Below are 12,934 nucleotides of genomic sequence, written 5' to 3'. Positions count from 1 at the left end.
CGTGTTCTGCGTTGGAACTTCAACGAGGAGGACTGTGATGTCGTCGACTGTCGAGCTGGTGCGTTTCCGGGTGGAGCCGGAGCGGGTGGAGGCGTTGCTGGAGGCGCGCACGGCCATGGTGGCGGAGTTCGCCGCCGATCGTGCGGGTTTCCTGGGGGCGCGGCTGGTGCGGTTGGGCGGGGATGAGTGGCTGGACATCGTGGAGTGGCGCTCCCCCGAGGATTTCGCCGCCTCTCGGGCGAAGGGTCCGAACCTGCCGGGGGTTGCGGCGTTCTTCGCGGCGATCGGTGGTTTGGTGAGCGATGAGCAGGGCGTGCTGGCGCAGGGCTGAGGGGCCGCTCAGCCGGTGTGGAGGGTGCGGAAGGTCTCGGGGTGGTCCGGGTCGCGGTCGGCGACCTGGACCGGCGGCCAGGCCCATTGCCAGACGCTGATGCCCGGAGTGCGGGTGAAGCGGATCGCGCCGCGGGTGCCCTCGACCGCGACGCCCGCCCAGTCGGTGCCGCCTGAGCGCAGCAGGTCGGCCAGGACGGTGATGGTGTCGTAGCCCTCGAAGGCGACGAAGGACGGGCTCTCCCCCAGCCGCTCGCGCAGCGCCGTCTCCACGCGGGCGCCGAGGGGGCTGAGGTGTTCGGGCAGGTAGCGCAGGAACGGGATCCCGCCCAGCAACTCCGCCGATCCGGGGAGTTCGGGTTGCCCGGCTGGGGCGCCGATGAGGAGGCCGGTCAGGCGTGGGTCGCTGCGCACGGCCTGGACGATGGGTGCGGCCGGTTCCGGGATGCCGACCAGGAGCAGCAGCGCCGTAACCCCCTGTGCGGCGAGCTCGTCGCACAGGGCCACAGGGGTGAGTGTGGTGGCGTCGAGTTCGACGACCGTGAGGTGTTCGCGCAGGATGCGCGTGCCGGAGGCCCAGTAGAGGCTCGGCTGGGTGGCCACGGCGATGCGGGTGTGGCCTGCTTTGCGCAGGTGGTCGGCGTAGATCTGCCAGCCGTAGGACTGCGCAGGGGCCAGGCGGGCCACCCACGGTGTGGGGTGGTCGGTGAGGGCGTCGAGGACGGCTGAGGAGCACAGGTACGGCAGGCCGAGGGCGTCGGCGGTGGCGGCCGCCGAGCGGGCGACGACGCTGTGGTACTCCCCCGCCAGCGCGGCCACGCCCAGGCCGGCCAGTTCTCGTACGGCTGCCGCGGCCTTGTCGGGGTTGGCCGCGGTGTCGCGGACCAGGAGCTCGAGGGGCCGTCCCGCGACGCCTCCGGCGGTGTTGATCTCGCCGGCGGCCAGTTCGAGTCCGGCGAGCAGGTGCCGGCCCGCCTCGACCCAGCCGGGCGGGGTCAGGGGCGCCAGGGCGCCGATCCGGAGGGCTGGGGGTGGCGTGTTCATCGGTGGTGGCGTCCCTTCTGCGGTTGGACCGGATGATAGTGGGACCGTTCACCCTCCCCTGTGTTCGCCCTGGGCTGATGGGGTGGAGGGGTGGCTGCGGCGGGAAACCTGGTTGCGGAAGTGTCGGTGCGGCCCGTTAGGGTCTGACCTCGTGTCTGGACAACAACCTCTCATTTACGCGCGTGGCCTGGTCAAACGGTTCGGTGACTTCACCGCGGTCGACGGGATCGACCTGGAGGTCGCCCCGGGTGAGGCGTTCGGCTTCCTGGGGCCCAACGGCGCGGGCAAGTCCTCGACCATGCGGATGATCAGCTGCGTGTCGATGCCGACCGCTGGTGAGCTGCGGATCCTGGGGCGTGACCCGGTCAGGGACGGGCCGCAGATCCGGGGCAGGCTGGGGGTGTGCCCGCAGCTGGACAACCTGGATCCGGATCTGACGGTGCGGGAGAACCTGACGACGTATGCGCGTTACTTCGGGCTGAGCCGGGCGCAGGCGCGGGCCAAGGCGGAGGAGCTGCTGGACTTCGCGCAGTTGCAGGACAAGGCGTCCTCGACGGTGGAGCCGTTGTCGGGCGGGATGAAGCGGCGGCTGACGATCGCGCGGGCGATGGTGAACGACCCGGATCTGGTGTTGCTGGACGAGCCGACGACGGGGCTGGATCCGCAGGCGCGGCATCTGCTGTGGGAGCGGTTGTTCCGGTTGAAGCAGCGGGGCGTGACGCTGGTGCTGACGACGCACTACATGGACGAGGCCGAGCAGTTGTGCGATCGGCTGGTGGTCATGGACGCGGGCAAGATCGTGGCGGAGGGGTCGCCGCGTTCGCTGATCGAGACCTACTCCTCGGCTGAGGTGGTGGAGTTGCGGTTCGGGGTCGATGAGCTGGCCTCGTATGTGGGCAAGCTGGAGGGGATCGGTGAGCGGGTGGATCCGCTGCCGGACCGGATCCTGCTGTACGCCAAGGACGGCGACGCCGCGGTCAACGAGGTGCACCGGCGTGGGCTGGCGCCCTCCAGCGTGCTGGTGCGGCGCTCGTCGCTGGAGGATGTGTTCCTGCACCTGACCGGCCGGACGTTGGTGGACTGATGGCGCATCCGAGCGTGGCGGTGCTGGAGCGGCACCTGACGTTGTACAAGCGGTTGTGGCGGGCGTCGTTGTTCTCCTCGTTCGCGTTGCCGTTGCTGTTCCTGGCCAGTATCGGGCTGGGGGTGGGGCAGTACGTGGGCACGGTGCAGGGCGTGCCGTACGCGCAGTGGATCGTGCCGGGGGTTTTGGCCTCGACGGCGTTCCAGATGGCGGTGGGTGAGTGCACCTACCCGGTGCTGGGTGACTTCAAGTGGACGCGCGGGGCGCACGCGATGTTCGCCACCCGGGTGTCGGTGTGGGACATGCTGCGCGGGTGGCTGGCCTATCTGGTGTTGCGCATCCAGATCGCGGTGCTGGTGTTCCTGGCGATCGTGGCGTGTTTCGGGATGCTGGATTCGTGGTGGGCTCTGGTGACGCCGCTGGTGGCGGCGTTGCTGACGGTGTCGGTGGCGGCTCCGGTGACGGCGTTCGCTGCGACGATCGACCATGACAGCTACTTCGCGTTGCTGTTTCGGTTCGTGATGATTCCCTCGACGTTGTTCGCGGGGGTGTTCTTCCCGGTGGAGCAGTTGACGCCGGTGCTGCGGCCGCTGGCCTACGCCTCGCCGTTGTGGCATGGGGTGGCGTTGTGCCGGGCGGCGACGCTGGGTGGCGCTCCCCCGTGGCCGGTGTGGCTGCACGTGGGCTACCTGGTGGCGTTCGCCGCCGGTGGCATGGTCTGGGCGGCCTACGCCTTCCGCAAGCGACTTCAGGACTGATCATGGTGACGTTGGTGGTGGCTCGTCACATCTCGGCGAGCCGGGTGGGTGCGGTGGTCAACCGCAATCTGGGTGCTCTGCGTTCCGGGGCCTCGTATTGGCTGGTGCTGATCTCGGGGTTCTTCGAGCCGTTGCTGTATCTGCTGTCCATCGGGGTCGGTGTCGGCGCTCTGGTGGGTGAGATCCCGTTGCCGGATGGGCGGGTGGTGTCGTATGCGGTGTTCGTGGCGCCGGCGATGCTGGCGGCTTCGGCGATGAACGGGGCGCTGGCGGAGACGACGTTCAACTTCTTCTTCAAGATGAAGTACGCCAAGACGTTCGAGGCGATCCTGGCGACGCCGGTGCGGCCGATCGAGGTGGCGCTGGGCGAGCTGTCGTGGGCGATGATCCGCAGTTCGTTCTACACCGCGATGTTCGTGCTGGTGATGGCGGTGTTCGACCTGGCCGAGCCGTGGTGGGCGCTGGCGGCTTTCCCGGCGACGATGCTGGTGGGGCTGGCGTTCGGTGCGGCGGGGATGGCGATGTCGACGTTGCTGCGCGGGTGGCAGGACTTCGATCTGCTGACCGCGGTGCAGTTCTCGCTGTTCCTGTTCTCCGGGACGTTCTCGCCGGTGGGCGCTTATCCGGAGGTGTTGCAGTGGGTGGTGTACGCGACGCCGTTGTATCACGCGGTGGAGCTGGTGCGCGGGATCGCGCTGGGGCAGCTGGAGTGGGCGCTGGCCGGGCACGTGGTGTATCTGGTGGTGATGGGTGCGGCCGGGTTGTGGTTTGCCGGGCGGCGCATTCAGAAGGTGTTGTGCTCGTAGGGGGTCACGGTGGTGACGGCTGCCACGGGCAGGGGTCCGTACAGGTGGGGGAAGCCGCCTTCCTCGCGGATGTCCAGGCCGGTGGGGTCGAGGTGGAGGATGAGGAGGGGTTCGGTGACGTCGGCGTAGAAGGCTTGGGCGACGCCGCTGAGCTGGGTGTGGTCTTTGCTGCAGTGGATGAAGCCCTCCTGTTCCAGGGTGCGGCCGCGGGTGGAGATGCGGTACTCCCCATCCTGCTGGGCTTTGTCCCAGTCGGTGGCGTAGGCCAGGTGCAGGATCATGTGAGGGCCTCCAGGGCGCGGTCGACGTCGTCGGTGGTGGTGTAGAGGTGGAAGCTGGCGCGGACTTTCCCGGCGCGGACGGCTGCGGTGATGCCGCGGGTGGCCAGGCGGTCGGCGTGGGGGGTGTCGACGGCGACGATGGCGCTGTCGCCCTCCGGTAGGCCGAGGCCGGTGCGGAAGCGGTTGGCCAGGGCGAGGTTGTGGTGGTGGATCTGGTCGATGCCGATCTGGTTGAGCAGGTCGAGGGCGGGGGCGGCGCCGACGTAGGAGAACCAGGCGGGTGACAGGTCGAAGGCGCGGGCGTTGTCGGCCAGGCGCAGGGGTGGTCCGTAGAAGCCGGTGGCGCGGTCGGCCGCGCCGTACCAGTTGGCGGCTATGGGGGTCATGCGGGCGCGCAGGCGGGGCGACAGGTAGGCGAAGGCGGCCCCTCGGGGGGCCATGAGCCATTTGTAGGCGGCGCAGGCGATGGCGTCGAGGCCGTGGGTGGTGACGGGGAGCCAGCCGCAGGCTTGGGAGGCGTCGGCGATGAGCAGCGTGTCGTGCTCGCGTGCCGCTTGGCGCAGGTCGTCGAGGGGCGCCAGGGCGCCGGTGGCCGACTGCACGAGGCTGAAGGCGGCGGCGTGGTGGTGGCGGGTGAGGGCGTCGGCCAGCCGGTCGGCGGGTGCGGTGTCGACGCGGGCGGCCACGGCCCAGGGGAACAGGTTGCTGGTGAACTCCTCTTCCGGGACCAGGACGCGGGCGCCCTCAGGCAGGGCGGTGGCGATGACGGACATGATCTGGGAGACGGTGGAGCTGACGGTCACGTCGGCTGTCGGGGCGCCGATGAGGGTGGCGAAGGCCGCGCGGGAGCGGTCGACGTTGGCGTCCCAGGGCTGCCAGTCGCTGGAGCCGTGCCGCCACTGGGTGACGGCCTGGATGAGGGCGTCGTGGGCGGGGGTGGGCGGCAGGCCGTAGGAGGCGGTGTTGAGCCAGCCGGGGTGGGGTTGCCACAGGGGCTGGGCGTCGCGCAGGCGCATCAGCCGACGGTGGGGACGCGGTCGAGGGTGATGCCGAAGTGGGTGCGGTAGGCGGGCAGGATGTCGTCTTTTCCCAGGACCTGTTCGTGGCGTTGGCCGCCGGTGGTGGTGATGAGGCGCTCGCCGGACAGGGTGATGCGGCCGGTTTCTGTCAGGCGTGAGCAGGTCAGGGAGCGGGTGAAGTGGGAGTCTGGTGAGGTTTGCTGCCACCAGCAGGTGGGGGCGAAGTCGGCCAGCGCGTAGGGGCGGGGGTCGAGGCGGTATTCGGGTTTGCCGTCCAGGGCCACCTCGAGGTCGCCGTGCTCGGCCCGGGTGATGGTGAAGGTGCCGGCCGGGTCGGGGTGGGTTCCCGGGCGGGCGGGCAGGGGGTGGTGGCTGAAGGCGCCGAAGCCGACGTCGACGAGCCACTGCTCGTCGACGATGAGGGCCATGTGGTCGAACGGCGGGCCGTACCCGTCAGGGGTGTGCACGCGGGCCTGGTGGCGGGTGACGTGGTGGCCCAGGTCGGTGAGCAGGGCGGCGAAGGCGCCGTTGAGCTCGTAGCAGAACCCGCCGCGCCGCTGCTGGACGATCTTGTCGAGGAGGGCGTCCTCGCGCAGGACGATGGGCTGGCCGAGGTGGATGGAGAGGTTTTCGAACGGCACGCTGCGCAGGTGGGCCAGTTGCAGCTCGGCCAGTGTGGCGCCGGGTGGGGCGCCGATCCTGGACAGGTAGGCGTTCATCGGTTCCATTCCTCGGCGAGCATGGCGTAGATGATCTCGTCGGTCCATTCCCCCTTGACGATCTCATTCTGCACGAGGTGGGCTTCGCGTCGCATGCCGAGCTTTTCCAGGACGCGGGCGGAGGCGGTGTTGCGTCCGTCGAGGCGGCCGACGATGCGGTGCAGGCCGAGCTGGTCGAAGCCGAGTCGGAGCATCTCGCGGGCGGCTTCGGCCGCGTAGCCGTTGCCGTGGGCGGTGGGGTTGAGGATGTAGCCGATCTCGCCTTGGCGGTGCTCTTTGCTGGTCCAGATCAGGACGCAGCTGCCGATGTGCTCGCCGCTCTCGCGCAGGGTGATGGCCAGGTCGAGGGCGTCGCCCTCGTCGGCCAGGGCGATGCGGGTGATCCTTTTTTCCAGGGCGGTGCGGGTGGCCTCCAGGTCGCGGGGTTCCCAGTAGAGGTAGCGGGCGACGTCGGGCAGGGCTTCGTAGGCGTGCAGGGAGTGCAGGTCCTGGGGGGTGAAGGGGCGCAGGGTCAGGCGGTCGGTGGTGATGGGGTACGTAGGCGTGAGCACATTTTGGAGTCTATTGAGGTGTTTCGTCGGGTGACGAGGTGTTTTTGAGCAGGTCGTGGAGGTGGGGGGTGGGGCGTTCTTCGACGACGTGTTCGATCCAGGCGGTGGTGATGAGGGCGTAGGCGAGCCGTACCTGGGGGTGGTCTTGGGGTAGGCGCAGGGTGTCGGCGACGATGGCGACGCAGCCGTCGGTCCAGGTGCGGGCGATGGCCTGCAGGGCGGGGTCGCGGCCGGCGTGCACGTACAGCTCCCACAGGCCGAGCTGGGTGAGGCGGTCGGCGTGGTGGGGCAGGCGGGCCAGGCCGTGTTTGGCGGTCCAGGCGCGCAGGGTGGTCAGGTCGTCGTCGACGAGCTGGGCGAAGGCGGCGGCCAGGAGGTGGTCGCGGGAGGTGAAGTAGTAGGTGGTGGCGGCCAGGGGGAGGGCGGCTTTCTGGGCTACGGCGCGGTGGGTGACGGCGGCGAACCCGCCTTCGCGCAGCAGGTCCACGGCGGCCTGCAGCAACGTGGCCCTGCGCCGCCTGCCCCGCGACTGCGCCGGCCGCCGCCCCGCGGCCCCTTCCTGGGGTGTCTTCTGGGGTGCGGCCGTTGGGTCGGTGGCGCCTTGTCGGGGTGTGGCGGCTTTTGAGGGGGTGGCGTTTTTCTGGGCGGTGTCGGCGCTTTCGTGCGCTGGGCCGCTCCGGGATGTGCGCGGATTGTCGAGGGACGGGGAGACCCCGTCGTCGCCCTGCCTCTCCTCTCCGCGGGGGCTCTTCCCGCCCTGGGAGGTCTCCCCCGCTGGGTGTGGGGCGGCGCTGTGCGGGTTGTCCTCTGGTTCGGCGGTGCCCGGGGAGGCCGCTCCCCCGGCGGGCGGGGGCTGGTCGGCGGGTGGGGTGGGGGTCAATGGGAGCTGCCCGCCAGGTTGAGGACGACCACCCCGCCGATGATGAGCAGGATCCCGGCGATCTTGGTGAGGTTGAGCGACTCCCCCAGGAACGCGGCGCCGATGAGCGCTATCGCGGCGGTCCCCGCGCCCGACCAGATGGCGTAGGCGGTCCCGACCTCCAGGTGCATCTTCAGCGCCTGGCTCATGAGGATGAAGGAGGCGGTGTAGCCGACCGCGACGACGGCGCTCCAGCCGAGGTGGCTGAAGCCGTTGCTGAGTTTCAGCGCCGAGGTCGCCATGACCTCGGTGGCGATGGCGAAGGCAAGCAGAAGCCAGGCCATGGGTGGATACGCCTCCAAAGTGGTACGAATGTGCCAGTTTAGTGTAGGGGGCTAGGGTGGCGCGGGTGGAGGCGGAACTGCTGGCCGCGGCGCGCGGAGGCGACGGGGAGGCGTTCGCCCGGCTGGTCGGGCCGTTGCGTGCGGAGCTGCGCGCGCACTGCTACCGGATGCTGGGCTCGGCGCACGACGCCGAGGACGTGGTGCAGGAGACGCTGGATCGGGCGTGGCGCTCGCTGGGCGGGTTCGAGGATCGCGGTTCCGTGCGCCCCTGGCTGTACAAGATCGCGACGAATCGGGCGTTGAGCCTGCTGGAGCGGCAGGGGCGGCGGGAGTTGCCCGCCGATCTGGGGGCGCCGTCGGCGGAGCAGCGCTGGCTGGAGCCGTACCCCCAGCAGTGGATGAGCCCGGAGGCCGGGGCGCTGGCCAGGGAGAGCGTGGAGCTGGCGTTCGTGGCGGCGCTGCAGCACCTGACCGCCGCGCAGCGGGCGGTGCTGCTGCTGCGTGAGGTGCTGGGGTTCGGGGCAGCCGAGACGGCCGGGCTGCTGGGGACGTCGGTGGCGGCGGTCAACAGCGCGTTGCAGCGGGCCAGGAAGGTGATGGCCGGGCGGATGGGCGGCCCCTCGCAGCGACAGACGTTGCGCGCGCTGGGCGAGGCGGGCCAGCGGGAACTGGTGCGGCGCTACGTGCGGGCGTGGGAGGCCGGGGACGTCGAGGCGATCGTGGCGTTGCTGACCGAGGACGCCAGGTACTCGATGCCGCCGCTGACCGCGTGGTTCTCCGGGCGGGCGGAGATCCGGGGGTTCCTGCTGGGCGGGCCGTTGCTGCGGCGCTGGCGGGTGGTGCCTGCGTGGGCGAACGGCCAGCTGGCCGTGGCCACCTACCTGTGGGATGGGGGGCGTTTCGTGCCCGCCGGGCTGGATGTGCTGATCGTGCGGGGGGCGCTGGTGGCCGAGGTGGTGTCGTTCCTGGAGGCGGATTTCGCCTTTTACGGCTTGGCCGATGAGTTGGGCGCTTGGCCGGGGTTGTAGGGGTGACACGAGAGGGGTTGTTCACCATGGACGACAACAGGCAGATCCGCGACCTCATCGAGGGGTGGGCGCTGGCGGTGGCCCGCGGCGACCTGGCCGGGGTATTGGAGGGGCACGGCGAGGACATCGTGATGTTCGACGTGCCGCCGCCGTACGAGGGGGTGCGCGGTCTCGCGGCCTACCGCGACACGTGGCCGCCGTTCTTCGAGTGGCAGGCGACGGGGGCGGTGTTCGAGATCGAGTCGCTGGAGGTGACGGCCGGGGCGGAGGTCGCCTTCGCGCTGGCGCTGCTGCGGTGCGGCACCGACAAGGAGTTCGCCGACAACCCGGCCAACCGGCTACGGCTGACGCTGGGGCTGTGCCGCAGGGAGGGGCGGTGGGTGGTCACGCACGAGCACCACTCCTTCCCCGAACTCGACCACGCGGGAGGCTGAGTCCCCGCCGGCCCCGGCCGCATTCGCTTCAGCGTTCCCTCACCTCCAGAGCGGCCAGAAAGACCGGGACAGGAGACCCTCCCATCTCTTTCGAGGAGAGCTGGGTGTTCTCAGCGCGGGGTGAAGACGCAGAACTCGTTGCCGTCGGGGTCGGCCATCACGATCTGGCCCGCCTGCCCCAGGGGGACGTCCAGGCGGGTGGCGCCCAGCCCGATGAGGCGTTCGACCTCCGCCTGCTGGTCGCCGCCCGCGGGCGGGGCCAGGTCGAAGTGCAGCCGGTTCTTGCCGAGCTTCTCGGCCACCGGCGGCCCACCCCAGGTGATCTTCGGTCCGCCGTGCGGCGAGCGGATCGCGGTCTCCTCGTCCTGGTCCCACACCAGCGGCCACTCCAGCGCCCTGCTCCAGAAGTAGCCGACCTCCTGGGTGCCGTCACTGGCCAGGGCGCCGATGAAGCCGCACTCGGCGAGGAAGTTGTTGCCCGGCTCGATGACGTCGAACTCGTTGCCCTCCGGGTCGCCCAGCACCACGTGGGCCGCGTCCGGGCCCTGGCCGATGTCCAGGCGCCGGGCGCCGAGCTCCAGCGCCCTGGCCACCGTCTCCTGCTGCTGCTCCAGGGTCTTGCTGGTCAGGTCGAAGTGCATCTGGTTCTGGCCGCGCTTTTTCTCCTGCGAGGGCAGGAACCGCAGGCGGAACCCGGTGTCGTCGTTCGGCAGGAGGGTGAAGCCCCCGTCGGGGTCGTCGGCCATCTCCCAGCCCAGGACCCCGGCCCAGAACCGCGCGAGGGCCTGGGGGTCGTGGGCGTCGAAGCTGAGGGCTACGAGCTGAGCAGCCATCCTCGTATCTCCCGTTCTTGCTGTCTCCACAGGACGGGGCCACGCTAGCCCCGCCGGGGAGCGGCGCGCCAACGGATATCAGGGGGCGTAGACGGCCATCCAGTGCGGGTGCAGCCGGTAGTAGACGACCTCGGTGTCCCAGTCGAAGGCGCTGTCGCCGTAGAAGTCCTTGAAGTAGGCCAGCAGGTCGGGCCAGTCGGGGGCCGCCTGCCCGTTGAGGGGGTTGAGGATCTCCACGGTGCCGTGGGTGAACACGCCCAGGTCCTCCCCGCGCATGTGGGCGGCGCTGGCGGCGGGGCGGGCGGCCAGGTGGCGGGCTTTGGCGGCGGTGCGTGCCGTACCGAAGTGCCATTTGCCGTGCAGGAAGTGGCCGTCGGCGCCGCTGATGCGCGGCTCGCCCTTGGCCGTGACGGTGGACAGGGCCAGGGTGCACATGCCGGTCAGGGTCTCGGTGAGCTGCTCTGCGGTCGCGGTGCGGCCGGTGACGATCGAGCGCAGGTGCGAGGTGGAACGGGACAGGGAGGCATCCAGGAGGGCCTGGAGTTCTTTGAGTTCTTGTGGAGTTTCGTGCATGGCTTCCATCCTGGACGCAAAAGCCGACACCTTGTGTCCTGTTTTTCGTTCTGCTTGAAACCTGAGTCGAATACGTGTTCCACTGGCTTGCGTGGGTTGGGACGCGCTTTCGCTAGTCGAGGTCGCCGACGACCGCCCGGCCATCGAGCGCCGGTCGGTCGTGCGCGGCATGTTCTACGAGACCCAGGCGCGGACCGTGATCGAGAAGGTGCCGGCCGCCTCCGGCATCACCCAGCACTGGGCGATCAGCCCCTACCGGGGGTGCGCGCACGCCTGCCGCGGGTGCGCGGCCAGGGGCGGGCACCGCAGGCTCGGCCTGGACGCCGGGCGCGACTTCGACACCCGCATCGTGGTCAAGGCCAACGCGGTCGAACGGCTGCGCGCCGAGCTGCGCCGCTTCCCCGCGGCGCCGGTCGCGATCGGGCTGGGCGGCGACTGCTACCAGGAGGCCGAGCGCACCTACCTGCTGATGCCGGGCATCATCGCGGCACTGTCGCGGGCCGCTGTGCCGTTCACCGTCTACACCAAGAGCCCGCTGGTGCTGCGCGACGCCGCCTTGCTGGCTGAGGCGGGGGCGCAGGTGGCGGTGTCGATCGCGTTCGTGGACGAGAAGATCCGCCGCTCGGTCGAGCCGGGGGCGGTGGGGGCGCAGGCGCGGCTGGAGCTGGTGTCGGCGCTGGTGGAGGCGGGGGTGTCGTGCCACGTGCTGATGGCGCCTGTGCTGCCGTTGCTGAGCGACGGCGCCGACCAGCTGGCGGCCACGGTGCGGCGGATCGCGTCGGCGGGGGCCTCGGGGGTGCGGGCGGTGGTGTTGCGGCTGCCGCCGGGGACGCGGGAGTGGTACCTGGAGTGGCTGGGGCGCCAGCATCCGGGGCTGGTGGAGCGGTATGCGGAGCTGTACGACCGGGGCGGGGTGCCGTCTGCCGGGTATGAGGAGCGCATCACGGGGCAGATCGCGCAGCTGGCGGCTCGCTACGGGATGGCGCCGGTGCCGCAGCCGTCCCCGCGCGACCCGGCCGCCGACCAGCTCGCCCTGGTCTGACGGCCCCACTGTGGCGGCGAGAGCCCAAGGGCTCCCAACACAGAATGACCCCTCATCTCGAGAGCGCCCAAAACCCCCTGAGGGGTCACTGAGTCGGGCGTCTACGAGCTCAGGATCGCGGTCGTCGCGGTGGGGCGGGCGAGGAGTCCGGGTCAGGGTTGGGCGTGGCGGTTGAGGCCGAGGGTGGCGATGAGGTCTTCGTGGAGCTCGAACCAGACCCGGTGGCAGGAGTCCACGTCGGTGCGGTCCACCCACCCGCCGTCCCCGCCCTGCACCCGCTCCAGCGCCGCGGTGAACCTGGTGTCATAACCGTCGAACCGGGCCAGCACGCCTGCGAGCCGCTTGGCCAGCGGTCCCAGCGCGCGGCCGACCCCGCCCAGCTCGTGCAGCACCCCCGCGTCCCACACCGGGTCGGAATGGTCGTTGACCGCCAGCCGATCCCCGGGAGCGGGCCGTAGCTGCCAGTCGGTGCAGGCCCGCTGCAGCAGGCCGTTCAACGGCAGGAACGTGCGGTGCACCTCGTGCACCTCCTCGGCGCCCCCCACCCGCTGCAGCTCGGCCCCCAGTTGGCGCTCGTTCTCCACCCGGCCCGACTCGGTCAGCGACCACCCGCCGGTGCCGCCGAAGGCGGTGTGTTCCACCCACCCGCGAGCCTGCGCGTCGAGCAGCAGCTCCTCGGTCATCGCGGGGTCGAGGCCGTAGCGGCGGGCGAGCACCGGCGTGTCGGCGAACCCGGTGATCCGTACGGCATGCAGCACCAGCAGGTCGGGCGCTGAGGTGCGGGTCATGCGCCGGAGTCCTGCCGCGCGGACAGGCGGGTGTACCACTGCTGGCACGCCTGAGGCGAGTTGAACCCGAGCGCCTGGGCCATCTGCGCCCACGTCAGGCCGGCGCTCCTGGCCAGGAACAGCAGCCCGGACTCCAGCCCCTCGACCTCGGCGCGCGCGGCGGGCAGCAGGGCCAGGGCGCTCAGGATGTCGTCCGGGCCGAGCTGGGCGCCGCGCCAGACGGCGAACTGCGCCAGGTCGACCGCCGAGGGCGGCACGGGCGGCGGCCGCCAGGGGCGGGCGTCGAGTCCGTCGGCGCCCAGGCTCATGAGGTGCTCGCGCGCGGCGCGTTCGCGGTCGGCTTGGGCGTGGTCGGTGTGCGCGGCGTGGGCGAGGTCCCGCTTGTGAGGCATGCCCCTCATGCTGCACAATCAACAAAACGTTGTCAACAGTATATTGAAA

At 70.7% G+C, this 12,934-nt stretch carries 18 protein-coding genes; 7 read left to right on the top strand and 11 right to left on the bottom strand.

Going from position 1 to position 12,934, the window contains the following annotated elements; all coding sequences use genetic code 11:
- Nucleotides 1-37: 37 nt before the first annotated feature.
- A complete protein-coding gene (locus tag ACIBG8_RS06800; protein ID WP_397341585.1) occupies nt 38-331 on the top strand; it encodes an antibiotic biosynthesis monooxygenase family protein in 294 nt (97 codons plus the stop codon).
- Nucleotides 332-339: 8 nt separating this feature from the next.
- Here the strand turns inward: ACIBG8_RS06800 and ACIBG8_RS06795 are convergent, their stop codons facing one another.
- Nucleotides 340-1,374 carry an ABC transporter substrate-binding protein gene (locus ACIBG8_RS06795; protein ID WP_397341584.1) on the bottom strand — a complete coding sequence of 345 codons (1,035 nt, stop codon included), beginning with the start codon at nt 1,372-1,374 and terminating at the stop codon, nt 340-342.
- 151 nt (nt 1,375-1,525) lie between these two features.
- Between ACIBG8_RS06795 and ACIBG8_RS06790 the strand changes: the two genes are divergently transcribed.
- The 3 genes from ACIBG8_RS06790 to ACIBG8_RS06780 are packed head-to-tail and all read left to right on the top strand — an operon-like array spanning nt 1,526 to nt 4,022.
- Nucleotides 1,526-2,458 (top strand): ABC transporter ATP-binding protein, encoded by a 933-nt coding sequence (locus ACIBG8_RS06790; protein WP_397341583.1) that lies wholly within the window; start codon nt 1,526-1,528, stop codon nt 2,456-2,458.
- A complete protein-coding gene (locus ACIBG8_RS06785; RefSeq protein WP_397341582.1) occupies nt 2,458-3,216 on the top strand; it encodes an ABC transporter permease in 759 nt (252 codons plus the stop codon). The genes ACIBG8_RS06790 and ACIBG8_RS06785 overlap by 1 nt, the downstream gene beginning before the upstream one ends.
- A 2-nt stretch (nt 3,217-3,218) precedes the next feature.
- A complete protein-coding gene (locus ACIBG8_RS06780) occupies nt 3,219-4,022 on the top strand; it encodes an ABC transporter permease (RefSeq protein WP_397341581.1) in 804 nt (267 codons plus the stop codon).
- Here ACIBG8_RS06780 and ACIBG8_RS06775 read toward each other — a convergent pair.
- The 6 genes from ACIBG8_RS06775 to ACIBG8_RS06750 all read right to left on the bottom strand — a co-directional run bounded on the left by ACIBG8_RS06775 (nt 4,001) and on the right by ACIBG8_RS06750 (nt 7,795).
- The gene (locus tag ACIBG8_RS06775) at nt 4,001-4,303 is read right to left on the bottom strand and encodes a DUF952 domain-containing protein (RefSeq protein WP_397341580.1); all 303 of its coding nucleotides are present in this window, start codon (nt 4,301-4,303) and stop codon (nt 4,001-4,003) included. The genes ACIBG8_RS06780 and ACIBG8_RS06775 overlap by 22 nt on opposite strands.
- Entirely contained in the window at nt 4,300-5,319 is a 1,020-nt protein-coding gene (locus ACIBG8_RS06770; protein ID WP_397341579.1) for an aminotransferase class V-fold PLP-dependent enzyme, read from the bottom strand. Before ACIBG8_RS06770 ends, ACIBG8_RS06775 begins: the two co-directional genes overlap by 4 nt.
- Nucleotides 5,319-6,041, bottom strand: coding sequence for an arylamine N-acetyltransferase (locus ACIBG8_RS06765; RefSeq protein WP_397341578.1), 723 nt, complete (start codon nt 6,039-6,041; stop codon nt 5,319-5,321). The genes ACIBG8_RS06770 and ACIBG8_RS06765 overlap by 1 nt, the downstream gene beginning before the upstream one ends.
- Nucleotides 6,038-6,592 carry a GNAT family N-acetyltransferase gene (locus tag ACIBG8_RS06760; protein ID WP_397341577.1) on the bottom strand — a complete coding sequence of 185 codons (555 nt, stop codon included), beginning with the start codon at nt 6,590-6,592 and terminating at the stop codon, nt 6,038-6,040. The genes ACIBG8_RS06765 and ACIBG8_RS06760 overlap by 4 nt, the downstream gene beginning before the upstream one ends.
- Nucleotides 6,593-6,602: 10 nt before the next feature.
- A complete protein-coding gene (locus ACIBG8_RS06755) occupies nt 6,603-7,094 on the bottom strand; it encodes a TetR/AcrR family transcriptional regulator (RefSeq protein ID WP_397341576.1) in 492 nt (163 codons plus the stop codon).
- 374 nt (nt 7,095-7,468) lie between these two features.
- Nucleotides 7,469-7,795: a DMT family transporter gene (locus ACIBG8_RS06750; protein WP_397341575.1), complete on the bottom strand. Its 327-nt coding sequence runs from the start codon at nt 7,793-7,795 to the stop codon at nt 7,469-7,471.
- Between the two features lie 65 nt (nt 7,796-7,860).
- Here ACIBG8_RS06750 and ACIBG8_RS06745 point away from each other — a divergent pair, with 65 nt between their 5' ends.
- Both ACIBG8_RS06745 and ACIBG8_RS06740 read left to right on the top strand, forming a co-directional pair.
- On the top strand, nt 7,861-8,823 hold the full coding sequence (locus tag ACIBG8_RS06745; RefSeq protein WP_397341574.1) for a sigma-70 family RNA polymerase sigma factor: 963 nt from the start codon (nt 7,861-7,863) through the stop codon (nt 8,821-8,823).
- Nucleotides 8,824-8,849: 26 nt separating this feature from the next.
- Nucleotides 8,850-9,257, top strand: coding sequence for a nuclear transport factor 2 family protein (locus tag ACIBG8_RS06740; RefSeq protein WP_397341573.1), 408 nt, complete (start codon nt 8,850-8,852; stop codon nt 9,255-9,257).
- Between the two features lie 110 nt (nt 9,258-9,367).
- Here ACIBG8_RS06740 and ACIBG8_RS06735 read toward each other — a convergent pair whose 3' ends face one another.
- Nucleotides 9,368-10,090: a VOC family protein gene (locus tag ACIBG8_RS06735; RefSeq protein ID WP_397341572.1), complete on the bottom strand. Its 723-nt coding sequence runs from the start codon at nt 10,088-10,090 to the stop codon at nt 9,368-9,370.
- Between the two features lie 78 nt (nt 10,091-10,168).
- On the bottom strand, nt 10,169-10,663 hold the full coding sequence (locus ACIBG8_RS06730) for a pyridoxamine 5'-phosphate oxidase family protein (protein ID WP_397341571.1): 495 nt from the start codon (nt 10,661-10,663) through the stop codon (nt 10,169-10,171).
- A 91-nt stretch (nt 10,664-10,754) separates the two neighbouring features.
- Between ACIBG8_RS06730 and ACIBG8_RS06725 the strand changes: the two genes are divergently transcribed.
- Nucleotides 10,755-11,705 (top strand): radical SAM protein, encoded by a 951-nt coding sequence (locus ACIBG8_RS06725; protein WP_397341570.1) that lies wholly within the window; start codon nt 10,755-10,757, stop codon nt 11,703-11,705.
- A 152-nt stretch (nt 11,706-11,857) separates the two neighbouring features.
- On the opposite strand, the gene ACIBG8_RS06720 is transcribed toward ACIBG8_RS06725, so the two are convergent.
- Nucleotides 11,858-12,493 (bottom strand): transcriptional regulator, encoded by a 636-nt coding sequence (locus ACIBG8_RS06720; protein WP_397341569.1) that lies wholly within the window; start codon nt 12,491-12,493, stop codon nt 11,858-11,860.
- Nucleotides 12,490-12,885: a DNA-binding protein gene (locus ACIBG8_RS06715; RefSeq protein ID WP_397341568.1), complete on the bottom strand. Its 396-nt coding sequence runs from the start codon at nt 12,883-12,885 to the stop codon at nt 12,490-12,492. The genes ACIBG8_RS06720 and ACIBG8_RS06715 overlap by 4 nt, the downstream gene beginning before the upstream one ends.
- Nucleotides 12,886-12,934 lie beyond the last annotated feature (49 nt).

This window comes from Nonomuraea sp. NPDC050556, assembly GCF_044457355.1.
Taxonomy (GTDB): Bacteria; Actinomycetota; Actinomycetes; order Streptosporangiales; family Streptosporangiaceae; genus Nonomuraea.
The sequence above is the reverse complement of the archived record's forward strand: the minus strand, read 5'-3'. Positions and strand labels throughout refer to the sequence as shown.